Source organism: Aeromonas sp. R4-2 (assembly GCF_040908295.1).
Lineage (GTDB): Bacteria > Pseudomonadota > Gammaproteobacteria > Enterobacterales > Aeromonadaceae > Aeromonas > Aeromonas veronii.
The window spans coordinates 355706-378590 of the sequence record NZ_JBFODL010000014.1 but is presented as its reverse complement, the minus strand read 5'-3'; the positions used below and the strand labels follow the sequence as shown (position 1 = coordinate 378590).

The following is a 22885-nucleotide window of genomic DNA, read 5'->3' as shown; positions in this document are numbered from 1 at the left end:
GGTGCCCGCACTCAACAGACAGCAAGAGGTTGCAAGATGAACAGAGCATTGATGATGGCAGGGCTGCTGACCCTGCCGCTGGCGGCACAAGCACAAGCCGAAGAGGGATTTAGCAAGCAACTGACCCTCCCCTCCGGGCAGGTGATCCGGGTGGCGCAGGGGGCAGGTGAGCCCGCCTCAATCGGCAGCTATGACGTGCGGCTCTATTCGGGTCAAAACGCCCAATTTCCACTGGATGAGTTTCAGGATGGCAAGGTGATGGCCCGCAACGGCTTTATCCGGGAGCTGAAGCTGGTCGATTTGAATGGCGACAAACAGCCCGAGCTGGTGGTCATCATCGAGAGCGCCGGTAGCGGCAGCTATCAGGATGCCGATGCCTACACCGTCAGCCCGCAAGGGGAGCTGGAGATCTTCAATCAGGTCAAGGAGCTGGAGCCCAAAGAGGATGTGGTCAAGGCGCTCAAAAGCCCGCAAGACTAAGCCCGCTCCCGGATTCTGAAATATAAAAAGCCCTGATGATCAGGGCTTTGTTGTTTTTGCTGTTGGCGCAAACAGCTCAGAGGCGGGTCGCCCGAATGGAGACCTGCGGCAGCGCCATCTCGTGCTGGGCCGCCACCAGTTGCAGCTCGTAAGCCCCCGCCAGCCAGGTCTGGGCCAGTACCGCATCCACGCTGGCATTGGTAAGCTCGAACGCCGCTACCGGGGTACAACCGGCCAGCAGATTGGCCAGCATGGTGGCGCTCAGCAGATCCCCCACCCCGATGGGGTGGCGAGCAAAAGGGTAGAGCGGGCGGGAAAGGTGAAAAGTCCCCTCCTCGCACACCAGCAGCATCTCGAAGCGGTCCATGGCAAAGCCGGCCTTGCCCAGATGCTTGACCATCACCAGCTTGACCCCTTGCGCGCGCAGCTGCTGGCACGCCTCGATGGCCTCCGGCACATTGCGGATATCGCGGCCGGTGAGCTGTTCCAGCTCCAGCAGATTGGGGGCCAGCATATCGGCGCAGGCCAGTGCCCGGTTTTTCAGAAAATCGGCGACGCCGGGTGCCACTATGCACCCCTTGTCGGGGTGACCCATCACGGGGTCACAAAAATAGAGGGCGGCCGGATTGAGCGCCTTGAGCCGGGCCACCGCCGCCAGGATCTCCTCCCCCTGTTCGGCCGAGCCGAGGTAGCCGCTCAGCAGCGCGTCGCACTCGGCCAGCACGCCGATCTCCGCCAGGCCGTTTACCAGCTGACGGATATGGCCGCCGGGCATCACCATCCCCTGCCAGCCTTCGCGGTATTGGGTGTGGTTGGAGAACTGCACCGTGTTCATCGGCCACACCTCGATCCCGAGGCGACGCATGGGAAAAACGGCGGCGCTGTTGCCGGCACAGCCAAAGACTACGTGGGATTGAATGGAGAGCACTCGCTTCATGATTGGCGACTCACGCAATAAGAACAGGAATTCCGGAGGGAAAAACGGGCCTTGCGGCCCGTTGTTGTCACTTTCGACTGTTGTCACTGTCGATTAACGCAGCACCTTGACGGTGTAGCTGCCATCGGCCTGACGATAGAGGCCGTGGATGTCGGTCTCGAAGCCCGGGTAGTGGGCACCGATCTCGCACAGCATCTCGAGGAACTCGAGCACCGGCAGAGAATCCTGGGTCACCATCTCGCCCGGCAGTACCAACGGAACTCCCGGCGGGTACGGCAGGATCATGTTGGCGCTGATGCGGTCAACCATGTCACGCAACGGCACCTCTTCCAGATTGCCCGCAAGCTCTTGCTGCCATGCAGCATGCGGGGTCATCTTCATCTCCGGCAGCACATCGAACGCCTTGAACATCAGCTCCGGCAGACGGTATTTGCAGGTCAGATCGTGGATGCTCTGGGCCAGCTCCTGAATGCGCATCCCTTCGTAGAAGCTCGGATCTTCACGATAGAGGCTCGGCAGTATGTTCTTGATGGTCAGGTTCAGATCGTAACCACGTTTGAACTCGGTCAGGGCGCGCAGCAGCTGCATCGCCTTGGACTGATCGATACCGATAGAGAAGAGGAACAGCATGTTGTAAGGACCGGTCTTCTCGACCACGATGCCGCGCTCGTCCAGGAACTTGGAGACCAGAGAGGCAGGGATGCCCTTCTCCAGCAGCTGACCGTCACGACCCATACCTGGGGTCAGCAGGGTGACCTTGATCGGATCCAGGTACATGTGGTTGTCATCGATGTCCTTGAAGCCGTGCCAGTCATCTTTCGGATCCAGCTTCCAGCACTCGACGGTGTCGATGCTGTCCGGCTGCCATACGTCGAAGAACCAGCCTTCGCTCTGATCACGCAGACGCTTGATCTCTTTGCGGAAGGAGATGGCGCGATCGATGGAGTCCTTGATCAGACGCTTGCCGGTGTTGCCACGCATCATGGCAGCGGAGATCTCGGTCGATGCCACGATGCCGTACTGCGGCGAGGTAGAGGTGTGCATCATGAAGGCTTCGTTGAAGGTCTCTTCCTCCACGTCACCCTTGATGTGGATCATCGAGGCCTGGGAGAAGGCCGCCAGCAGCTTGTGGGTGGACTGGGTTTCATAGAACACCTTGCCCGGCATGGCTTCGCCGCTCATGCCGCACTTGCCTTCATAGATCGGGCTGAAGTTGGTGTAAGGCACCCAGGCACTGTCAAAGTGGATGTAAGGGGTATCCAGACTCTCCTTGATGAAGCCGGTGTTGTAGAGCAGGCCATCATAGGTGGAGTTGGTGACGACGGCGTAACGGGGAGCCTGGGCACCCGGTGTCGCGGCGACCTTGGCAGCGATGGTGTCGCGGCTGAATTCGCTCTGCGGGATACCGCCCAGAATGCCGTAGGCGTTGCGGGTCGGACGGAAGTAGATCGGCGTCACGTCGTTCATCATCATCAGGTGAGTGAGCGACTTGTGGCAGTTGCGGTCAACCAGCACAGTGCTGCCAGCCGGTGCGGAGAACATGCCGACGATCTTGTTGGCAGTGGAGGTGCCGTTAGTAACGATATAGGAGCGATCGGCGTTGAAAGTACGGGCGATGTACTCTTCGGCTTCCTTGTGCGGACCAGAGTGATCCAGCAGGGAGCCCAGCTCCGGCATGGAGATGGATACATCAGCCTTGAAGGCGTTCGGACCGTAGAAGTCATAGAAGATGCTGCCGGCCGGGCTCATCTGGAAGGCGGTACCGCCCATGTGACCCGGAGTACAGAAGGTGTATTTACCCTCTTCCACGTACTTGAACAGCGCCTTGGTGAAGGGCGGCAGGATGGCGTCCTGATACTCCTGAGTGGCCTGACCCATCTTGAGGGCGATGTCGTCGGCCATGCCGAGACGGTACTCGAAGAAGTGCACGTTCAGACGCAGGTCGGTCAGGTGAATGTCCAGGGTGGACTGGTCGTTGGCGAAGGCGAAGATCGGCAGCTTCTCGTTGCGATCGTGGATCTCCTTGCACAGGCCCAGAGAGTATTTGTCCCAGTCGAAGATGGCGCCGCAAACGCGGGGGTTCTTCTCAATCAGTTTCAGCAGGTCGGCCACATCGACCGGATAAACAACCTCGAAACCCTTGCGCTCGAGGGAGGCTTGCAGCTGGCGAATGGGTTCTTCTTTAAAGAAAACGCCCAGGTGGTTGAGGATGGCAATGATATTCATCGTAATGCTCCACACGTAAAGGGGCGCTCTCCATCAGGGATGGTGAGTGAAGAGCGCTCGGAAGATAAAAGGGGGAATTAGTTGCTGGGCTGTTCGCTCAGCAGGGCATCGTGCTGACGCAGACCCTGTTTTTTGGCGTAGAACATCAGGATGATGAGCGACACCACGAAGGTAGCGGTAAGGTTGGAACCCTTGGCACCCATCAGGGCCACCAGACAGAAGACACAGGCCACACCGGAGAAGATCATGGCGCCGATGCTGCGGGAGGTCATGCCCTCGAAGCGGATCAGGTTAATGCTGGAGTAGAAGTAGGGCAGCATGGTCAGCAGCACCGCATCGGTAGTCAGCACGTTGAAGAGATCGGCAGCGTGAGCGGACTGGGATGTGAAGGCGGTCAGGCCAACCATCAGGGCAGTCATCTTGAGGGAGCCCAGGATCAGACCCTTCTTGGCCACGCCGTTCTTGTCCACTTCACCGTAGATTTTCGGGAAGTTGCCGTCGTTGGCGGCACGCTTGCCCGCCTCGCCCACCAGCATCATCCAGGAACCGAGCGAGGTGAAGCAGGCCAGAGCGGTGAAGGCAGAAACAAACGGTGCAGACCAGCTACCGAAGATGGCGGAAGAAGCCATGGCAAACGGGGCGCCGGAAGCAGCCACTTCACCGGCCGGGAACATGCCGCTGATCACCTGGGTAGAGAGGATGTAGATAACACCCGCGATACCGGTACCCAGCATGGTAGCGAGCGGTACGGTACGCTTGGGGTTCTTCACCATGCCGGAAGAGACGGCGGCAGATTCAACACCGACGAAGGACCAGAGGCAGATCAGCACGGCGCTGATGACCGCATGCAGGTCGCTGCCGCTGGTGGTGTTCCAGTTCTGGCTGTAGACGGTAGCATCAAAATGACCCCAGCCCATCACCGCAGTACCGACCACCGGCAGCAGGATCAGCACCAGACCCAGAGTACAGAGTCGGCTCACCCAGCTACCGCCAAGCAGGTTGACGAAGGTGAAGATCCAGACGGCAGCGATGGTGGCTGCGGCGGCCGGAATTGGGCTATTGAGAATGGGGAAGAAGACCGAGAGGTAGGAGACACCGGTAATGGCGATGGCCAGGTTACCGATCCAGTTGGCGTGGTAATAAAGCACACCGGTCTGGAAACCGAACACCGGAGAGATCTCGCCAGCGTAAGCAATGGGGCCACCCTCTTGCGGGTTCTTGGTAGCCAGGCGGGCGAAGACAAAGGCGAGGCCCATGGCGCCTACCAGACAGATTGCCCAGCTAAAGACAGAGATGGAGCCGATGGTGGCCAGTGCCGAAGGCAGCAGCGCGATGCCACTCCCCATCATGTTGCCGGCCACCACACCTGTGCAGGCGATAAGGCCAATCTTCTTGCTCGTATCTAGGGACATAAGATCTCCGGTTCTATAAAAGGTCGGGTCGTCACATACACATTTGGCGGAACGCCCCGCCAAAGAATGGGCACAGACTAGGCCTCTCATCCCCGGAAAACATAAAGACCAGCTAACGGATAAAAATATGAGCCAACTTTTTTCGCCGCCTCGTCATTTTTGATAAAAACCATTTAAAAACAGTCAATTGACATCACATAACACAGCCGCCTTGATAAAACCTTGATATCCCTCCTTCCCGTTTTTCCCCTTGATAACCCCCTTATCTCGCCGTCTTGATATTTTTGGTCAGATAAACCCGGGATAAAGCAGCTCCCATTACGCCCCCCTGCCCTTGCGGCCATTTGGAAGCCCTGCGGATCATCACCCTGAGGGCCGCTCACCTCCTGCTTTCCCCTTCGCTCGGCTCATCACAATCCAGGCTCAGAGGTAAAGCGCAACGGCGATAACCGGTCAGCAATGAGAAATGGGTCGAGACAGACAGCTTATCCCGCCGCCAACCATGAGCAGATGTCACAAGCTGCACACGGCGAAAAGCCGGGCAGCATGCCGCGGGCAAGACAAAGGAAAATGGGGATAGTGGGGAGCTGCGGGGGATAAATCATGACTCACCAGAGCGACTATCCCCAATAGCAGGCAGCAGGATTGAAACAAGCAGAAACCGCACAGGCCGCCCGAAGGCAGCCTGTGGATGGGGTCGGCAACCGCGCCGACCGGGGGAAAACCAACACTGCGGTGTTAGAAGAGCTTCACCTTGCTCTGACCCAACGCATTGAACAGAGCCGGGGTGAGGCTCTCCATATTGCTGTAGAAACCGAGCTGCTGGCAGAGCAGATAGGTCTGCTCGGTCGCCTCCATCAGAAAGGCCTGACTGTAGGCATCCCCCGCCGCCTCGGGGCGACCGTCCAGCTCCGCCAGCTTGCCCAGCAGTATGTAATAGAGCACCGAGCGGCCGCGACTCGCCGCCTTCTCCAGCAGATAGTTGGCCTGCTGTTGCTGGCCGTTGAGGATCGCCTGCAGGGTCAACGCCTCCCACACCCGGGCTGGCAGGGCGCCACTGTTTTGCACCACGCTGGCGAGATGGGTGCCAATCCCCTGCAGCCGCTCGCTCTCGGATTTGCCCGCTAGGGTGGCCAGCGCCTCGCCCGCCAGATAGCGCTCCGCCAACAGCAGCGGCTGATCCGGATGGGCAATCAGTGCCTGCTCCAGCAGATCGATACCCCGTTTCAGAGCGACCGGATCCCGGCTGTTGATGTAGTACTGCGCCTCCATCATCGCCATCAGGGAGGCATCATCGGTCGGCCAGCCCATCCCCGGCTCGGCATCGGGTTGGTCGAGGGCGCGCAGCAGATCCTGGCTGCTCGCCTGCAACACGCCGTGCACACTGTGGCGACTGAGCTGGTACTGATGGCTGAACAGCACCCGGTTGGTGTTGATATTGCGATACTCCAGATCGAGATAGGTGCCGCGCGGCTGGCGGGTGACCCGCACACTCAGCTCCTTGCCGGGCATGATGCCCCCCATCAGAGTGGTGGCGCCGTACTGCACCCGCAGCGGCGTAGCCACGGCCACCTCCCCCATCAGGGCGCGGGTAATGCCATCGGCGAGGCGCACGTTCTCGTTGTTGTCATCCATGCCGGAGTGAAAGCGGAACACCAGCAGATTGGGATCCAGCATGGCGTGTACCTGGGGGCTGGTGTGCTGGTAGCTGAGCATGCTGACAATGGCAATCAGCACGATGGCAACGAAGATATCAAAACTCACCATCTTCCAGCGGCTGCGAGCATCCTTGGCATGGGTAGAGATGGCGCGGGTCAGGGGCCCGGCGGGAAAAGGGGCGACATTGGGCTGTGCATCATCATCCTGCTCAGCCGCGGGCGGGCTCAGATCGGAGAGCGTCGGGTTGTCTGAGAGAGTGGTATTGACCGCGGGCTGCTCGTCCGCCATCACCACGGAAACCACCTGCAGCGGCCTTACCGGTGCCACCAGCTTGTAGCCGCGCTTGGGCACGGTGACGATATAGTCGGTCGCATCGGTGCGACCATCTTTGAGGATCTTGCGCAGTTCGAAGATGGACTGGGTCACCACCTGATCGGTCACCTCGGCGCCATCCCACACCTCGTTGATCAGGGCATCGCGGCCAAACACGGTGCCGGCATTGTGGGCCAGAAACCGCAACAGGTTGACCAGTCTGGGTTCGAGGTAGACCTCGCGGTCGGGGCGACACAACATGTTGTCGTCAACGCTCAGGGTCCAGTCGTGGATCTCAAAAACCGATTCGCTCATGATTCACTCGCTGCAGATGGTGACAATGCACGATGAGAGAGACGCAAAACCCGGGCTGACTGAACGGAACAAGGCGCTATCACCACAGGTGACAGATAAAAAGAGAACCGAAGCAATCACATCTCTGAGAGTCAGTCTGGCCAGGCCATCCTGTTTACGTCTGAAGGGCATCCTTGCGGGCATTCCGACCACCGGGATCGGAAGGGAGCACTTTAAGCAAAACGGGAGCTGGATCCCACTTTTTTTGGCTAAAAATCGCCGTTGAGTTGATCCGACACCGCACTTTTCGGCAAATAGCGTGCCAACTAGTATTCATATGAACATCCCATATGCCGTAATCAAAAAGCCCTGAACATCAGGGCTTTCTCATTTCTTCGACCATCGGGGAGACGTTACTTCGCTACCGGAAGCACATCCTGCTGACGACTACGGCGCAGATGACGCCGCCACAACGAGAAGCCGCCGTAGCCAAGACTCAGCACCACCGCATAGAGCACCTGAGTGGCGAGCGCCACCAGCACCAGAGCGCAGAGCAGCACGCTCATCCCCGCCAGCCCCTTGCCCACCCCGCCAAGCAGACGCCAGCCCGCCGCCATGCAGAGCAGGTAGACCAGCACGAAGTTGCCGTTGGCGTAGCGGATCAGCTCATCGAGCGGCAGTCGCAACCAGATGATGAGGGTGATGCAGAGCAGGCAGATGGCAAGCACCAGACCGAGCGCCCGCAGCGGCGCGCCGCGCGCGGTGAGCACGGCCAGCGAGGGGGGCAACTTGCCTTCCCGCGCCATGCTCCAGATCAGCCGGGCAAAGCCCTGAATGTAGATATTGATGCTGGCAAAGCAGGAGAGGTAGCCGAGCACCGCCACCAGCCACTTGGCGGTGGGGCCAAACAGCAGCGCCAGCAGGGAGGGGATGGCGGTGGCGTTTTTCGCCTCATCGCCGTAGAGGCCATATTTGAGCACCACCAGCGAGTGGATCCAGTAGATAAGCCCCGCCAGCAGCACACCGCCAAGCAGGGCGATGGGGTAGTCCCGCTCCGGCCGCTTGAACTCCTCCCCCATGTGGGCAAAGGCTTCCAGCCCGACGAAACACCAGAACATCACCGCCAGCGCGGTGGCCATAGGGGGCCACTCGTCCGCGCTCGGCAGCGGTCGCGCTGCATCGCGCCAGCTCACCTCCCCCTTGAACCAGATAAGCAGGGTGAGCCCCAAAATGGCGAGCGCAATCAGCAGTTGCAGGTTGCCGGAAGATCGCGCCCCACGCAGCCCCAGCAGAAAGACCCCGAGCAGGGTGAGCAGCTGGATGGCCCAGAGGGTCCACTCCCCCATCTCGAACAGGGCATGCCAGAAGCCGGCGGCAATCATCAGGGCGGCAGGCAGCCCCACCGGCAGCACAGCCAGAAACAGGAAGGCGGAGAAGCGCTCGGCGCCGTTGCCAAAAGCGAGGCCGATCAGGTGCGGCGCGCCGCCCGCATGGGGATAGCGACGGCCGAGGCGAGCGAAGGTAAAGGCGATGGGCAGCACCAGCGCAATCAGCAGCAACCAGGCCCAGAGCGAGGCCCCCCCCGCTAGCGAGGCGGCAGTCGCCGGTACCACGAAGATCCCGGTGCCGAGCAGCGAGGTGGCGAGCAGCCCCATCCCCTGCCAGAGCCCGAGATCCTTTTTCAACCCAGACATATCCTTTTGTCCTGACTAAAAAAACATCCCGCCATGTTAGGCCTCCCCCGCCCCTTTGTTAAGCACGATGGTTAAGCGCGGTGGCGAAAATATGCAGCCTTTTATTCAGGCTCGGGCCAAGCTTGCAGGGATTCGGCCAGAAAATCCCCCAGCAGGGTGATCTTGAGCACCTGCCGCCGCGCCGCCGGATAGATGAAGTAGAGGGTCTTGGCCGGGCTCTGATAGCGACCAAGCAGCGGCAGCAGACGCCCCGCTGCGATATGGTCACGCACCTGTTCGGCTGGCTGCAAGGTGATGCCAGACCCCGACAGCGCCGCCGTCAGCAGCGCTGGCCAGTGATTGATGCGCAGGCGCGAGGCGACCCTCACCTCCTCGCTCTGACCATCCTCCCCGACAAACTGCCAGCGCTCGTGCTCGCCCCAGTTGCCGTGCAGGCACTGGTGGTGAGCGAGATCGGCCGGATGACGGGGCACGCCGTGGCGATTGAGGTAGTCGGGCGCCGCGCAGAGCCGGTAGTGCTGGTTCAGCAGCGGACGGGCGATCAGCGCCTCATCCTGCGGGCGCAGGGTGCGGATGGCGGCGTCGAACCCCTCCTCCACCAGATCGACCCAGCGCGGGGTGAGCTGCAGATCCAGATCCAGCTTGGGGTAGCGGTAAAGAAAAGCGGGCAGCAGCGGCACCAGCCGGTGGTGGCCAAAGCTGAGGGGAGCGGCGATGCGCAGCCGTCCGGCCGGCTCGGCCAGCAGGTTCTGGATGAGCGACTCGGTCAGTGCCAGCTCCTCCAGTACCCGCTGGCAGCGGGACAGAAAAAGCTGGCCCAGCTCGGTGAGGGTCTGCTGGCGGGTGGTTTTGTGAAACAGCTTGCCCCCCAGCCACTGCTCCAGCCCCAGCACATGCTTGCCCACCATCTGGGCGCTGATCCCCTCTTCGCTCGCCACCGCGCTGTAGGAGCCGAGATCCACTACCCGGGTGAAGATTCGCATGCTGGTCAATCGGTCCACAACCCCTCCTTTTTGCCCGTTTCAAGGCCGTTTGGCCCGCGACCAGGGCCCTAATTCACAACCAAAAGTTTAGTAAGAAATGGATTTTAGCCAATTTATTCAACTCTTAGTTACCAATACAGTGATGCCGTCCCTTCCCCACAGGATAAATTCCCATGAAAAGTACCTATCTGGCCGCATTACTGGTCGGTCTGCTGGCCAGCGGCGCCAGTCAGGCCGCCGAGAGCAGCTTTATCAGCAACCACGACCATGCCCCTGCCTCAGCAACTCAAGCCCGGCCCGATATCTTTCGGGTCAGCCTGCTCGGCACCGGCACCCCGGTGCCCCAGATCAGCCGGGGCGGCTACAGCACTCTGGTCGAGGCGGGCAACCAGAAGCTGGTGTTCGATTTTGGCCGCAACTCCGCTACTCGCCTGTGGCAGCTGCATATCCCCATCGGCCGGGTCAACGCCTTCTTCCTCACCCACTTTCACTCCGACCACACCAACGGGCTGGCGGATCTCTGGCTGACCGGCTGGCTGCAACCGGCCTATGGCCAGCGCCACGCGCCGATGGAACTCTACGGCCCCAAAGGCACCACAGCTCTCGCCCGTGGCTTGCAGCAGGCCTACGCCACCGACATCGCCACCCGGGTCAAGGATGAGGGAACGCCGCTGGACGGGGTGGAGATCAACAGCCACGAGGTCACTGCCGGGGTGGTCTACAACCATGACGGGGTCAAGGTGACTGCCTTTGACAACGACCACGGGGTCAACATCAAGCCGTCATTCGGCTATCGCATCGACTATCACGGCCACAGCGTGGTGCTCTCCGGCGATACCCGCTACAGCCCCGAAGTAGTGAAGCAGGCCAAAGGGGCCGATCTGCTGGTGCACTGCGTCTCCATGACCTCTGCCGAGCAGATGAAGGCCAACCCCGGCTACAAGGCGATCGCCGGTCACCTCGCCTCCCCTGAGCAAGCGGCCCGGGTAATGAACGAAGCCAAACCGGCGCTGACCGTGTTCAGCCATATCGGCCTCAACGGCAAGATCAGGGTCAAAGATCTGGCGCAGGATCTGCGCGCCCGCTACACGGGCCCCTTCGTCATCGGCAACGACCTGATGCAGATTGATCTGCCCACCACGGCCTCCGGCAAGGGCTATGCCCTCTGGCAGTCGGAGAATATCGACAATAAATAGCTGGCACGGATGCCGGTCAGCCATGGCCGGCATCCGCAATCGACACCGGGGGCTATCTTTAAGGGGTGTTTGACCACAAGGAGTTATCTCTATGAGCCTGAAATGGAAGCACCTCGCCCTGGCCACTCTTCCCTTGTTCGGCATGTCGGCCGCGCAGGCGGCGGTGTTGACCAGCCTTGAATGGCCCCCTTACACCAGCGCCAGCCTCCCTGAGCAGGGCAAGAGCAGTCAGGTGGTGACCGCAGCCTTTGCCCTGGCTGGCGACCCGCTGACCATCAAGTTCTATCCCTGGCAACGGGCCGTGGACGAGGCGACCAACAACCCCGAGGTACTGGGTTATTTCCCCGAGTATCTCGACCCCAAAAGTAGCTGCCTCTTCTCCGACCCCATAGGTAACGGCCCTCTCGGCTTTGCCCAGCGAGCCGATCAGCCGGTCACCTGGCAGAGCCTTGATGACCTCAAGGGCAAGAAAATTGGTGTCGTCACTGGCTATGTGAATACCACCGAGTTCGACGAAAAAGTGGCCAGCAAGGCACTCTCGGCCGATGCCACCAGCTCGGACAGCCAGAACCTGCTCAAGCTCGGCAACGGTCGGCTCGATCTGGCGGTCATCGACCAAAATGTGATGACCTATCTGCTGGAGAGCGATCCCCAACTCAAGGACGTTGCGGCTAACCTCGGTTTCAACGGCAAGATCCTCGAGGACAAGTCCCTCCACGTCTGCTTTACCAACTCCGCCAAGGGGAAAGAGGCGCGGGACAAATTCAACAAGGCGCTGGCCAGTAACGAGGTGAAGACGCTGATGAAGTAGCGATACCGCATCCGCTCGCCGCCCCAAGCAGCCATAAAAAAAGCCGCCTCTTGCGAGGCGGCTTCTTCATTCAACTTGGTAACCGGAGTTATCAGGCAATCAGCTTGTAGATGATACCGGACATGGCGATCAGGCCGATGATGGTCACGAAGCCGTTGCTGATGTTGCCAGCGTATTTGCGCATGGCCGGAACCTTGGTGATGGCGTACATCGGCATCAGGAACAGCAGCATTGCGATGATCGGACCGCCCAGGTCTTCAATCATGCCGAGGATGCTCGGGTTGATGGTAGCGATGGCCCAGGTGGTCAGGATCATGAACACGGCAGTGACTTTGTTCAGTTGCTTGGTGTCAACGTTCTTGCCTTTCTCGCGCAGCGCCTTGGCCATCAGGCCGTTCATGCCCTCTTGCGCCCCCAGGTAGTGACCCAGGAAGGATTTGCTGATGGCAACCATGGCGATCAGCGGAGCCACAGTACCGATAACCGGGTTATCGAAGTGGTTGGCCAGGTAGGACAGGATGGAGATGTTCTGTTCTTTGGCAGCAGCCAGGTCAGCCGGGGAGAGGCTCAGTACGCAGCTAAATACGAAGAACATAACGGTCATCACCATCATGACGTGGGCGCCCAGCAGGATGTTGCTGCACTTCTTCTCGGCACCTTCACCGTAACGACCTTTGTTGTCCACCGCGAAGGAGGAGATGATCGGGGAGTGGTTGAAGGAGAACACCATTACCGGGATAGCCAGCCACAGGGTCTTGATGAAGTCACCGTTGAAGGCGTCAGACAGGGCCGGAGCTTCAGTGATGATGGCACCGTTCCAGTGCGGGATCAGGTAGAACGCCAGACCCATCAGGGTAAGCACGAACGGGAATACCAGCACGCTCATCGCCTTGACGATAACCTGGCCGCCCAAGCGAACAACCGCCATCAGACCGAGGATCAGAGCCAGTGACAGAACGGCACGGGGAGGTGCAGACATGCCCAGCTGGTGAACAATCACGCTCTCGACGGTGTTGGTGATGGCGACTGAATACATCAGCACGATCGGATAGATGGCAAAGAAGTAGAGCAGGGTGATGAATTTGCCTGCGGTCTTGCCGAAGTGCTCTTCTACTACTTCAGTGATGTCGCCATCACGGGTAGAGCCGGACAGCACGAAGCGGGTCAGACCACGGTGAGCAAAGAAAGTCAGCGGCAGCGCCAGGATCAACATGGCAACCAGCGGCCACAGGCCACCTACACCGGCGTTGATTGGCAGGAAGAGCACACCGGCACCGATCGCGGTACCGTACAGACCCAGCATCCAGACCACATCGGCCTTGTTGACGCCGCGGGAGGTGTTGCTGGCTAAACGACCATCAGCTGCAATATTCATGTCAGACATACGTTGTTCCTGTCATCTAGGAAAATGGGATTCTTGTTTGGTCGGGCCTTGGCCCGGTTCCATCTCCCTGGAACGCCTGCTGTCCGTCCTTGATATTAACCTCTCGCCCCCCGGCAACCTGGCCATCACTCCTTGTGACAACAGGATTGCAACAAACAACAGTGCGAGATTTTGACCCTGAGGGTCGGCGCCCGCCTCACTTAACAACCGATTAACGTGCGCCACTCTTGATGGGCTGACTTTAATTAAATGCCCTTATTAATCACAGCGTTTTTTTGAATTAATCAACCAAAGTTTGATTTTGGTCGCCTTTCGGACGACCAAGATCACACTCAAAGCGCCTTATTGTGAGTTTTTTTTAACAATTCAACTTAGTTTCACTGGAATCAATGGCCTGCGAGCAGCTACATATTTGCAACAAGCCACCCGTTTAGCGCGGATTGTGTGCAGCACGGCCTTGGCGTACCCTTGTGACTCACGCCTTTTTGTTGATTGATGATGACCATTACCCGTACCGATCTCGCCGAACTGGCGGTATTTGCCGCCGTCGCCCGTCACCGTAGTTTCAGCAAGGCCGCCCTCGAACTCGGGGTCTCCGCCTCCGCCCTCAGCCACAGCCTGAAGGGGTTGGAAGCAAGGCTGGGGGTGCGGCTGCTCAACCGCAGCACCCGCGCCGTGGTACCGACCGAAGCGGGCCAGCGGCTGCTCAAGCAGCTGCTCCCCACTCTCAATACCCTGGAAGAGGCGCTTTGCGAGCTGGCCCGCAACAGCGATGAACCGGTGGGTCGACTCAAACTCTGCGCTCCGCGCGGCGCCATCGACAGCCTGCTGGCACCTGTGCTGATCGACTATCTGGCCCGTTATCCGCGGATGCAGGTGGAGGTGGTGGAGCAGGAGCTGATGCCCCGACTGATTGAAGATGGTTACGATGCCGCGCTCTTTTATGGCGATCTGCTGCCCAAGGAGATGATCGGCATCCCCCTCGGCCCGCCCCAGCGTTATCTGGTGGTGGGCTCCCCGGCCTATCTGGCGGAGCACGGTACGCCGGAACACCCGAGCGAACTGAGCCGCCACGCCTGCATCGGCTATCGCCTCACCCCGCACCACCACTATCGCTGGGCCTTTGCCGCCGACGGCACCATGCTGGAGATCGAAGTGACCGGGCCGCTCACCACCAGCACCCCGGCCCTCTATCTGGGCGCCGCCGAGGCGGGGCTGGGGCTCGCCTACTGTCTGGAAGAGGAGGTAAGCCAAAAGGTCGCGGAGGGGAAACTGCTCACCGTGCTGGAACCCTGGTGTCCCACCTTTGCCGGCTTCTACCTCTTCTATCCCAGTCGGCATCAGCTGGGCAGCGGCCTGCGCATCCTGATCGACATGCTCAAGGCTCACTATCAAAACCCCGGATTAGTGAGTAATACTCAGCAATTCATCAAGTGAAACCCTGATTATCACCAAATAAGTATTAATCTAGACTAGCTGTTCGATAATCGAACTCCCCGAGAGAACAGATATGTCTGCCTATTTAACACTGCGGCAACGGGCCATGACCCGTCGCTTCTGGGCTTACGCCCTCCCCTCCATTCTTGCCATGCTGGTCTCGGGGGCCTACTACCTCATCGACGGCATCTTCGTCGGCCACTATGTCGGCGCCGCTGGCCTCGCCGGGATCAACCTGGTCTATCCGGTCATCATGGTGCTGATCGGTCTGGCCGCCATGATCAGCATGGGGGCCGCCACCGCCATCTCCTTCCAGCAAGGGGCGAAAAACGACAAGCTGGCCCGTCAGGCGCTGGTCAACGCCCTCTGGCTGCTGGCCGGACTCGGGGGCGTTGCGCCGGTGCTGCTCTATTACACCCACACCGATATCCTGATGGGGCTGGGGATTGAACAGGGCACCGAGACCTGGAAACAGGCGAGCGACTACCTCACCTGGATTGGCGGCGGTACCCTGCTGCTGGCCAGCAATCTGGCGGTGCCCTATCTGCTGCGCAACGATGGTCGCCCGAAACTGGCCATGGTGCTGGTGAGCAGCGGCGCCGTGCTCAACATCATCCTCAACTACATCATGGTGGGTCGGCTGGGGCTGGGACTGATCGGGACTGCGCAAGCCACCCTGATGGCAGAGGGTGCGGTGAGCCTGATCGGTCTTGGCTACTTCTTTACCCCCTGGGCGCGGCTGCGCCTCAGCTGGCGGGATCTGGTGCCCAACCTCCCCGCCATGCCGCACCTGCTCTTTACCGGCCTGCCGAGCCTGATTGCCCAGTTCAACCTCGGGCTGCTCTTGATGCTGCACAACAGCCAGCTGATGGTGTACGGCAATGTGAAGGATCTGGCGGGCTTTACCGTGGCCGGTTACACCGAGGCGGTCTTTATCGTCATTCTGCAGGGGCTGGCGTTCGGCATTCAGCCGCTCATCAGCAAGGCGGCGGGGGCCAAGCGCCATCGCAACCTCAAGTACCTGATGGAGATGGGGCTCAAGTTCACCTTTATCTACGGCATGCTGGTGTGGCTCACCATCCAGTTGCTGCCGGGACAGGTCGCCATGCTCTATACCGGCGACAAGGATCCCGAACTGCTGGCCGCTGCCATCAGCAGCCTGACCCTCAACCTCGGCGCCATTCCGCTGGAGGGGATCATCATGTTCGGCATCGTGCTGCTGCAATCCATGGCGCGTACCCGTCAGGCACTGGTCATCTCCATCGCCAAAACCGTGTTGCTGCTGCCGCTCATCTTCCTGCTGCCGCAACTGTGGGGCCGTGATGGGGTGCTGATGGCCCAGCCCGCGACCGTGCTGCTGCTCACCCTGCCGCTCTGCTGGCTGCTGTGGCGCGAGTGGCTGCGCCTGAAAATGGCCTGCGCGCCAAAAGCCAAACACCGCCCACAACCGGCCCGCGCACGCGCCGCCGTCCAGCTGGCCCGTTAAGGCCACCCATCCCGCAAAACAATAAAAAACCGGCATCCATTGATGCCGGTTTTTGCTATATGAGCGGGTCTGCTTGCGCTTACACAACAAGCCAGGCCAACACCGCTGCCCACACTATGCCAATACTTCTGGCCTGAGCTGGGCCATCAGCCCCGGGTTGTCGGAGTAATCCACCGGGATCGCCACCACCGCAGGCCCCTCCACCGCCAGTGCGGCCCGCAGGGTGGCGCGCAGCTCGTCGGCAGAGCGCACCGCGAAACCGGCCGCCCCAAACGATTCGGCATAGCGTTTGAAGTCTATGGGGCCAAAAGAGACGCCGGAGGTGCGGCAATATTTCTGCTGCTCCTGCATCGCGACCATGTTGTAGCCGTTATCGACCCAGATGATGTGAACGATATTGCTCTTGAGCCGCACCGCCGTCTCCAGCTCCATGCTCGACTGCATAAAGCTGCCATCCCCCGATACCGAGATCACCTTCTCACCCGGCCGTACCAGCGCCGCACCGATGGCCCACGGCAGGGCCACCCCCATGGTCTGCTGACCATTGGAGATCAACACCTGACGAGCGCGGAAGCTGTAGAGGTAGCGGGCAATCCAGATATGGAAGCTGCCCATGTCGACGCAGAGTGTCATGTCGTCGCGCACCAGATCCTGCAGCTCGCGCACGATGCGCAAGGGGTGAACCGGATTGCCGTGCAGATCGTCGGCCCGCATTGCCAGGCGCAGCCGCTGCTGGCGTACCCCTTGCAGCAACCGATCCACCTCGGGGGGGCGTATTTTCGGATTGCCCATGATGCGGGTCAGCTGCAACAGGTTGGCCCGGATCGACCCCACCAGCTCGGCGGTCGGGCAGTAGCTGCTGTCGATATCGGCGGGCAGCACGTCGATATGGAGGATGCGCCGCTCCCTGTCGCCATTCCACAGCACGGGGTCGTACTCGATGGGGCTGTAGCCGATGCAGATCACCAGATCGGCCCCTGCCAGCAGCTGATCCCCCGGCTGGTTGTTAAAGAGCCCCACCCGCCCGGCAAAATCATCGAAGTGGCAGCTGTCCACCACCCCGGCAGCCTGATAGGTACCGGTCACCGGCAGCCGCGCCTTGTCGAGGAAGGCACGCACTGCCTCGGCATTCTCCGGCCGGCTCGCCATCAGGCCGAGCAGCACCACCGGATTCTGGGCGTTGCGCAGCAGGGTCAATGCCTGCTCCATATTCTGCTCATCGGCGCAGCCCGGCTCAGGCACTTCGCGGGGCACCAGCACATTGCCCTGTACCGGCTTGTTGATGATGTCCATCGGCAGGCTGACAAACGCCGCCCCCGGCCGTCCCAGCTCGGCGGCGCGAAAGGCGTTGGCCATCACTTCCGAAATCGCCGCCCCGCTGTTGACCTGGGCGCTGAACTTGGTGACCGGACGGCAGAGGTTGACCGTATCCATGCTCTGGTGGGTGAGTTTGAGGCCATCGGCACGGCGCACCGCACCGCCCAGCGCCACCATGGGGTCCCCCTCCGAGGTGGCCGTCGCCAGCCCGGTAATAAGGTTGGAGCAGCCGGGGCCCGAAGTGACCAGCGCCACCCCCGCCTTGCCGGTGAGGCGCCCCACGGCGGCAGCCATAAAGGCGGCGTTCGCCTCGTGGCGCACCACTATGGTCTCGATGGGGGAGTCCTCCAGCGCATCGAACACCCGGTCAATCTTGGCACCGGGAATACCGAACACCTGCTTGACCCCTTGCGCCTCCAGATGACGAACCACCAGCTCGGCACCGCACTTCCACTGTCTATTTTCCATGATATTGCTCCTTGTCTATCAGCCTTCGGCGGCCTGAATGGCGCGATCGAGATCGGCAGGGTTGAGGTCGGCCTGCCGGAAAGCGGGATCCGATGGCAGGGCCAGATTGAGGTGACGCACCACAGAAAGTCGCAGGGTGCCGTGGGCCATGGTGTAGTCGAGCAGATGGCCGCCCCCCTTGCGATCGGCGGTGATCATGTGTTCGTGAAAGCCCGCCACATTGACCCCCTGCACGAATGGCGGGCAGCGAAAGCCCACCAGGGTTCCCGCCACCGCGGCAAAGCGGAAGAGCGGTTGCTGTTCGATGGCTTCCAGCATGGGGCGATAGGGGGGCTCCTGGCGCGGCACGGTACGGACCTTGGCCGTTTCAAACTGGCCGTCGAGGCGCAGAGCGACGAAGACGTTGTCGGATCCCACCAACCGATCCACCCACTGGTGGATCTCGTCACGGCTCAGGGGATGGTCGAAGCGACGCTCCAGACAGGGGCGAAAATGGGTCATCACCGCGAAGGGGGTCTTCTGATCGGCGCGGGCGGGCCGGGCCGAGCCATCGGAGCACAACTGGTGGATCTGGCGCTCGAAGGCGATCAGCTCACCATCGAGGTGATTGAAGGTGCCGAGGCCAAAGTCGCCGTGGCGCAGCAACTCGCTCATGGTGGTCTCCCCTTCGTAGACCCCCGCCAGCAGGGCGCTCATCAGGGAACTCTGGTAGATCTCGCCACCGTCATGCTGCCTGTGCCAGCGGGAAAACTGCTGGCTCACTTCGAGGGCACAGCTGCACCCGGCACTGTCAGATGTTGCAATATGTTCCATTCGGGTTTCACCTCCACCGTGAATCCTGTTAGCGTTCGGATCCAATGGTGACTTGGTTCACATTTCAACACCAATACGCTGATCCCATGACTTTGAGACTCAATCGATATGGAACTTCGTACGCTCCGCTACTTCATGGCCGTTGTTGAAAAGCAGAATTTCACCCGCGCAGCCGAATCACTCAACATGGCCCAGCCGCCGCTGAGCCAGCAAATCCGCAAGCTGGAGGAGACCCTGGGCACCCCGCTGTTGCGCCGTTTGACCCGCAGTGTCGAACTGACCGAGGCGGGCGAGAGCCTCTATCGGGATGCGGCGCAGATCCTGGCGCTGGCCGATGCGGCAAAACTGAAGGTAAAGCGGATTGCCCGGGGCGAGCAGGGGGCGCTGCGGATCGGCTTCGCCGGTTCCACCGTGCTCCACCCTGCGGTGCTGACCCTGTTGCACGACTATCGGGAGCGCTACCCCGAGGTAGCCCTCAGCCCGCAGGAGGGCACCATGCCGGCACTGGTGGAGGCGCTGCGCAACGATCGGCTGGACGCCGCCATCTTGCGGCTGCCCTGCCGGGGTAGCGAGGGCTTTGCCCATCATCTTATCGAGCAGGAGCCGCTGCTGATCGCCCTGCCGACCAGCCACCCCAAAGCCAAGCCGGGCCCCTTGTCACTGGCCAGCCTGAAGGACGAGAGTTTTATTCTGTTTCCCCACGCCATCGGGCCCGGGCTCTATGACGGCATCGTGGGCCTCTGCCGGGAGGCGGGGTTCGAGCCGATACTGGGGCCCGAATGTCCGCAGGTGATCTCCACCGTCGGCATGGTGCAGGCGGGCTTTGGCGTGACTCTGGTGCCCAGCTCGGTGGCGGCGCTGCGCCCGCTCGGGGTCAGTTACCACCCCATTGAGGGCAACGGCATGATGACCAGCATCAGTCTGGCGACACGGCCACACCCAAGTAGTGCCGTGCTGCGGCACTTTATCGCCCAGATCCGTGCCGCCCAGATACGACAAGGCCTCCCGCAGGAGGCCCTGTTGAACAAGCTTGAACCGGCCTGATGACCAGCTTGCCTGATGCGACTGCTTATTTGACGGTACTGCTTATTTGACAGTCACCCGGGCAAACTTGCGCTTGCCGACCTGATAGACGGCGGTACCGGCACCAATCAGTGCCTTGCCATCTTCCAGCTTCTCGCCATCCACCTTGACCGCGCCCTGCTTGATCATCCGCAGCGCTTCGGAGGTGGTGGCCACCAGATCGGCCTCTTTCAGCAGGTTGGCAATGGCCAGACCTTCGCCTTCCAGAGCCAGCTCGATTTCCGGCATCTCGTCCGGGATGGCGTTCTTGGAGAAGCGCTGGGTGAAATCTTCGTGGGCCGCTTCAGCCGCCGCTTCGTCGTGATAACGGGCGATGATCTCTTTGGCCAGCCAGATCTTCACGTCGCGCGGGTTGAGAGTACCGGCAGCGATGCCTGCCTTGAACTCTTCGATTTCGGCCAGCGGACGGAAGGAGAGCAGCTCGTAGTAGTTCCACATCAGATCGTCGGTGATGGACATGATCTTGCCGAACATCTCGCCCGGAGCGTCGTGGACGCCGATGTAGTTGCCTGCGGACTTGGACATCTTCTTGACGCCATCCAGACCCACCAGCAGCGGCATCATCAGCACGCACTGGGTCGCCATGCCGGCATCTTTTTGCAGCTCGCGGCCCATCAGCAGGTTGAACTTCTGGTCGGTACCGCCCAGCTCAACGTCCGCCTTCAGCGCGACCGAGTCATAGCCTTGCAGCAGCGGATAGAGGAATTCGTGAATCGCGATGGACTGGCCGTTGCTGTAGCGCTTCTTGAAGTCGTCGCGCTCCATCATGCGGGCCACGGTCTGCTTGGCCGCCAGCTTGATCATGCCGGTCGCACCCAGCTCGCTCAGCCAGGTCGAGTTGTACTCGATGCGGGTCTTGGCCGGGTCGAGGATCTTGAACGCCTGCTCGGCATAGGTGAGGGCGTTGTGCTTGATGGCCTCTTCGGAGAGCGGCGGACGGGTGGCGTTCTTGCCGGAGGGATCACCTACCATGGCAGTGAAGTCACCGATCAGCAGGATCACTTCATGGCCCAGATCCTGGAAGGTCTTCAGCTTGTTGAGGATCACGGTATGACCCAGGTGAATGTCGGGGGCGGTCGGGTCCATGCCCAACTTGATGCGCAGCGGGCGCCCTTCCTTCAACTTGGCGACAAGTTCTTCTTCAACCAGAATTTCTTCCGCTCCGCGCTTGATCTCGGCTAGCGCCACCTCGAGCTGGGACATTTTTTGACTCTCCATCACGATTCCACAGGGCCAAACATATTACTGGAATGGCGGGCCAATTGGAAAGGCTGTAAAATCCGTCCATTCTGCCCGACTTCATCTGCTTCTCATGGTTATTTGGCACGCCTTCAACGCACTCCCCCACTGGCACCGCAAGATGGTGCTGATCTTGAGCATCATGATCATGATGCTGGCTGCCTGGCCAAGCGAACAGGCAGTAGCAACACGGGTCGATGAAAACGGCAACGAAATTGCCCTGCGGGAACCGGCCAACGACAACGCGCTAAACGACGAGCTGCCAGCCGAGGCCGCCCAGCCCGTTACCCCGCCCAAGCCGCGCTACATCACCAAGCAGGTGAAAGTACGCCGTGGCGACAACATGGGAGTCATCTTCCAGCGCATTGGCCTGAGCACCACGGACCTGCACCTGATCGATCAGCTCGAGGGCAGCGATCCCCTGCGGATGCTGCAACCTGGGCAGGAACTCACCTTCAAGCTCACCGAGAACGGCGAGCTGCACAGCCTCTATTACCCCCACAGTCTGGAGCAGGCGCTCAAGGTGAGCCGCAAGGAGGAGACCTTTGTCGCCCGCAACGTCAAAATCGCCCTCGACACCCGCGAACAGGTGAGCAAGGGCGAGATCCGCTCCAGCTTCTGGGGCGCCGCGGTGGATGCGGGGATGACCGAAGATCAGATCATGGACTTGGCTGCCATCTTCGGCTGGGACATCGACTTTGCCCAGGACTTGCAGCCGGGAGACAGCTTCCGGGTGGTCTATGAAGACAAGTTCCGCGACGACGAGCGGGTCGCCTCCGGCGATATTCTGGCGGCGGAGTTCGTCAACCAGGGCACCGCCTACCGCGCCGTGCTCAATGAAGATGGCAACTACTACACCCCGGAAGGGAAGGCGATGCGCAAGAGCTTCCTGCGTGCGCCGGTCAACTTCAAATACATCAGCTCCAACTTCAACCCGCGCCGCCTCCATCCGGTGACCGGCAAGATCCGCCCCCACAACGGCATCGACTATGTGGCGCCGGTGGGCACCCCCATCATGGCGGCGGGCTCAGGCAGCGTGGTGGCCGCCGGTTACAACCAGTTCAACGGCAACTACGTCTTTATCAAGCATGCTGGCAACTATGTGACCAAGTACCTGCACCTCTCCAAGCGCACCGTCAACAAGGGACAGCGGGTAAAGCAGGGGCAGACCATCGGCACTCTGGGTGGCACCGGTCGCGTCACCGGCCCGCACCTGCACTACGAATTCGTGGTGGGCGGCATTCACAAGAACCCGCGCACCCTCACCCTGCCGCAGGCAGAGACCCTGAGCGGACGCGAGCTGGCCAACTTCAAAAAGCTGGCGATGCCGCAACTGGCCAAGCTCGACAACCCCGAGCTGCAGCTGGCCCAGAACAAGCGGGATAGTCTCGGCAACTAAGCCATCAGGGCTGGCAGGGTGAATGCCCCGCCAGCCCCTTTTATTGAGCTCGCGCCAGGCAATCAGATTGAAATGAGTCCGCCTTCAGGCATAAGATGAGATGGAACACCGGGAGCGGCATGTGGCACGGAAGCAAGGGCTTATCTATCCTGTCTCTCTCACTCTTTTTCCGGTCCGCATTGAGGATGCAACATGGTTGAGCGTTATATCGGTCTGATGTCAAAGACCACGCCATGTGGCATGGGATGAAAGCCG

17 protein-coding genes are annotated in these 22885 nt (G+C 60.6%); 7 read left to right on the top strand and 10 right to left on the bottom strand.

Features of this window, described 5'->3' with window-relative positions; all coding sequences use genetic code 11:
- Positions 1-36: 36 nt before the first annotated feature.
- Positions 37-480: a PliI family lysozyme inhibitor of I-type lysozyme gene (locus tag AB5Y99_RS12260; RefSeq protein ID WP_005338483.1), complete on the top strand. Its 444-nt coding sequence runs from the start codon at positions 37-39 to the stop codon at positions 478-480.
- Between the two features lie 76 nt (positions 481-556).
- On the opposite strand, the gene pdxY is transcribed toward AB5Y99_RS12260, so the two are convergent.
- The 6 genes from pdxY to AB5Y99_RS12230 all read right to left on the bottom strand — a co-directional run bounded on the left by pdxY (position 557) and on the right by AB5Y99_RS12230 (position 10015).
- Positions 557-1417: a pyridoxal kinase PdxY gene (gene pdxY / locus AB5Y99_RS12255; protein WP_323890866.1), complete on the bottom strand. Its 861-nt coding sequence runs from the start codon at positions 1415-1417 to the stop codon at positions 557-559.
- 93 nt (positions 1418-1510) lie between these two features.
- Complete coding sequence (locus AB5Y99_RS12250; RefSeq protein WP_368209790.1) at positions 1511-3643, bottom strand: lysine decarboxylase CadA; 2133 nt, start codon at positions 3641-3643, stop codon at positions 1511-1513.
- Positions 3644-3720: 77 nt separating this feature from the next.
- Entirely contained in the window at positions 3721-5055 is a 1335-nt protein-coding gene (gene cadB, locus AB5Y99_RS12245) for a cadaverine/lysine antiporter (protein ID WP_005338486.1), read from the bottom strand.
- A 738-nt stretch (positions 5056-5793) separates the two neighbouring features.
- A complete protein-coding gene (gene cadC, locus AB5Y99_RS12240; protein WP_159143232.1) occupies positions 5794-7341 on the bottom strand; it encodes a lysine decarboxylation/transport transcriptional activator CadC in 1548 nt (515 codons plus the stop codon).
- A 392-nt stretch (positions 7342-7733) separates the two neighbouring features.
- Entirely contained in the window at positions 7734-9014 is a 1281-nt protein-coding gene (gene yjeH, locus AB5Y99_RS12235) for an L-methionine/branched-chain amino acid transporter (RefSeq protein ID WP_323890862.1), read from the bottom strand.
- A gap of 101 nt (positions 9015-9115) precedes the next feature.
- Positions 9116-10015, bottom strand: coding sequence for a LysR family transcriptional regulator (locus tag AB5Y99_RS12230; RefSeq protein WP_368209788.1), 900 nt, complete (start codon positions 10013-10015; stop codon positions 9116-9118).
- Between the two features lie 155 nt (positions 10016-10170).
- Here AB5Y99_RS12230 and AB5Y99_RS12225 point away from each other — a divergent pair, with 155 nt between their 5' ends.
- Positions 10171-11193, top strand: a complete 1023-nt coding sequence (locus AB5Y99_RS12225) for an MBL fold metallo-hydrolase (protein ID WP_136501484.1) — start codon at positions 10171-10173, stop codon at positions 11191-11193.
- Positions 11194-11284: 91 nt separating this feature from the next.
- Positions 11285-12004, top strand: coding sequence for a substrate-binding periplasmic protein (locus tag AB5Y99_RS12220; RefSeq protein WP_368209787.1), 720 nt, complete (start codon positions 11285-11287; stop codon positions 12002-12004).
- Positions 12005-12095: 91 nt separating this feature from the next.
- Here AB5Y99_RS12220 and AB5Y99_RS12215 read toward each other — a convergent pair whose 3' ends face one another.
- A complete protein-coding gene (locus AB5Y99_RS12215) occupies positions 12096-13388 on the bottom strand; it encodes an HAAAP family serine/threonine permease (protein ID WP_005338498.1) in 1293 nt (430 codons plus the stop codon).
- Positions 13389-13886: 498 nt separating this feature from the next.
- On the opposite strand from AB5Y99_RS12215, the gene AB5Y99_RS12210 reads away from it, so the two are divergent.
- Together AB5Y99_RS12210 and AB5Y99_RS12205 are read left to right on the top strand one after the other, a co-directional pair.
- Positions 13887-14825 (top strand): LysR family transcriptional regulator, encoded by a 939-nt coding sequence (locus AB5Y99_RS12210; RefSeq protein WP_042055187.1) that lies wholly within the window; start codon positions 13887-13889, stop codon positions 14823-14825.
- A gap of 73 nt (positions 14826-14898) precedes the next feature.
- Entirely contained in the window at positions 14899-16311 is a 1413-nt protein-coding gene (locus tag AB5Y99_RS12205; RefSeq protein ID WP_368209786.1) for an MATE family efflux transporter, read from the top strand.
- A 114-nt stretch (positions 16312-16425) separates the two neighbouring features.
- Here AB5Y99_RS12205 and alsS read toward each other — a convergent pair whose 3' ends face one another.
- Entirely contained in the window at positions 16426-18096 is a 1671-nt protein-coding gene (alsS, locus tag AB5Y99_RS12200; protein ID WP_005338504.1) for an acetolactate synthase AlsS, read from the bottom strand.
- Positions 18097-18114: 18 nt separating this feature from the next.
- The gene (gene budA / locus AB5Y99_RS12195) at positions 18115-18909 is read right to left on the bottom strand and encodes an acetolactate decarboxylase (protein ID WP_368209785.1); all 795 of its coding nucleotides are present in this window, start codon (positions 18907-18909) and stop codon (positions 18115-18117) included.
- Between the two features lie 108 nt (positions 18910-19017).
- Between budA and AB5Y99_RS12190 the strand changes: the two genes are divergently transcribed.
- The gene (locus AB5Y99_RS12190; RefSeq protein WP_075114966.1) at positions 19018-19953 is read left to right on the top strand and encodes a LysR family transcriptional regulator; all 936 of its coding nucleotides are present in this window, start codon (positions 19018-19020) and stop codon (positions 19951-19953) included.
- A 42-nt stretch (positions 19954-19995) separates the two neighbouring features.
- Here the strand turns inward: AB5Y99_RS12190 and tyrS are convergent, their stop codons facing one another.
- A complete protein-coding gene (gene tyrS, locus AB5Y99_RS12185; protein WP_368209783.1) occupies positions 19996-21195 on the bottom strand; it encodes a tyrosine--tRNA ligase in 1200 nt (399 codons plus the stop codon).
- A gap of 109 nt (positions 21196-21304) precedes the next feature.
- Between tyrS and AB5Y99_RS12180 the strand changes: the two genes are divergently transcribed.
- Positions 21305-22630: a peptidoglycan DD-metalloendopeptidase family protein gene (locus AB5Y99_RS12180; RefSeq protein WP_075114967.1), complete on the top strand. Its 1326-nt coding sequence runs from the start codon at positions 21305-21307 to the stop codon at positions 22628-22630.
- Positions 22631-22885 lie beyond the last annotated feature (255 nt).

Excerpts from the sequence above, each read along its gene's own strand:
- AB5Y99_RS12190 (WP_075114966.1), top strand. The coding sequence starts at position 19,018 with ATGGAACTTCGTACGCTCCGCTACTTCATGGCCGTTGTTGAAAAGCAG.
- cadC (WP_159143232.1), bottom strand. The coding sequence starts at position 7,341 with ATGAGCGAATCGGTTTTTGAGATCCACGACTGGACCCTGAGCGTTGAC.
- AB5Y99_RS12250 (WP_368209790.1), bottom strand. The coding sequence starts at position 3,643 with ATGAATATCATTGCCATCCTCAACCACCTGGGCGTTTTCTTTAAAGAA.
- tyrS (WP_368209783.1), bottom strand. The coding sequence starts at position 21,195 with ATGTCCCAGCTCGAGGTGGCGCTAGCCGAGATCAAGCGCGGAGCGGAA.
- AB5Y99_RS12215 (WP_005338498.1), bottom strand. The coding sequence starts at position 13,388 with ATGTCTGACATGAATATTGCAGCTGATGGTCGTTTAGCCAGCAACACC.
- AB5Y99_RS12260 (WP_005338483.1), top strand. The coding sequence starts at position 37 with ATGAACAGAGCATTGATGATGGCAGGGCTGCTGACCCTGCCGCTGGCG.
- pdxY (WP_323890866.1), bottom strand. The coding sequence starts at position 1,417 with ATGAAGCGAGTGCTCTCCATTCAATCCCACGTAGTCTTTGGCTGTGCC.
- AB5Y99_RS12220 (WP_368209787.1), top strand. The coding sequence starts at position 11,285 with ATGAGCCTGAAATGGAAGCACCTCGCCCTGGCCACTCTTCCCTTGTTC.
- AB5Y99_RS12225 (WP_136501484.1), top strand. The coding sequence starts at position 10,171 with ATGAAAAGTACCTATCTGGCCGCATTACTGGTCGGTCTGCTGGCCAGC.
- AB5Y99_RS12210 (WP_042055187.1), top strand. The coding sequence starts at position 13,887 with ATGACCATTACCCGTACCGATCTCGCCGAACTGGCGGTATTTGCCGCC.
- yjeH (WP_323890862.1), bottom strand. The coding sequence starts at position 9,014 with ATGTCTGGGTTGAAAAAGGATCTCGGGCTCTGGCAGGGGATGGGGCTG.
- AB5Y99_RS12180 (WP_075114967.1), top strand. The coding sequence starts at position 21,305 with ATGGTTATTTGGCACGCCTTCAACGCACTCCCCCACTGGCACCGCAAG.
- cadB (WP_005338486.1), bottom strand. The coding sequence starts at position 5,055 with ATGTCCCTAGATACGAGCAAGAAGATTGGCCTTATCGCCTGCACAGGT.
- AB5Y99_RS12205 (WP_368209786.1), top strand. The coding sequence starts at position 14,899 with ATGTCTGCCTATTTAACACTGCGGCAACGGGCCATGACCCGTCGCTTC.
- alsS (WP_005338504.1), bottom strand. The coding sequence starts at position 18,096 with ATGGAAAATAGACAGTGGAAGTGCGGTGCCGAGCTGGTGGTTCGTCAT.
- budA (WP_368209785.1), bottom strand. The coding sequence starts at position 18,909 with ATGGAACATATTGCAACATCTGACAGTGCCGGGTGCAGCTGTGCCCTC.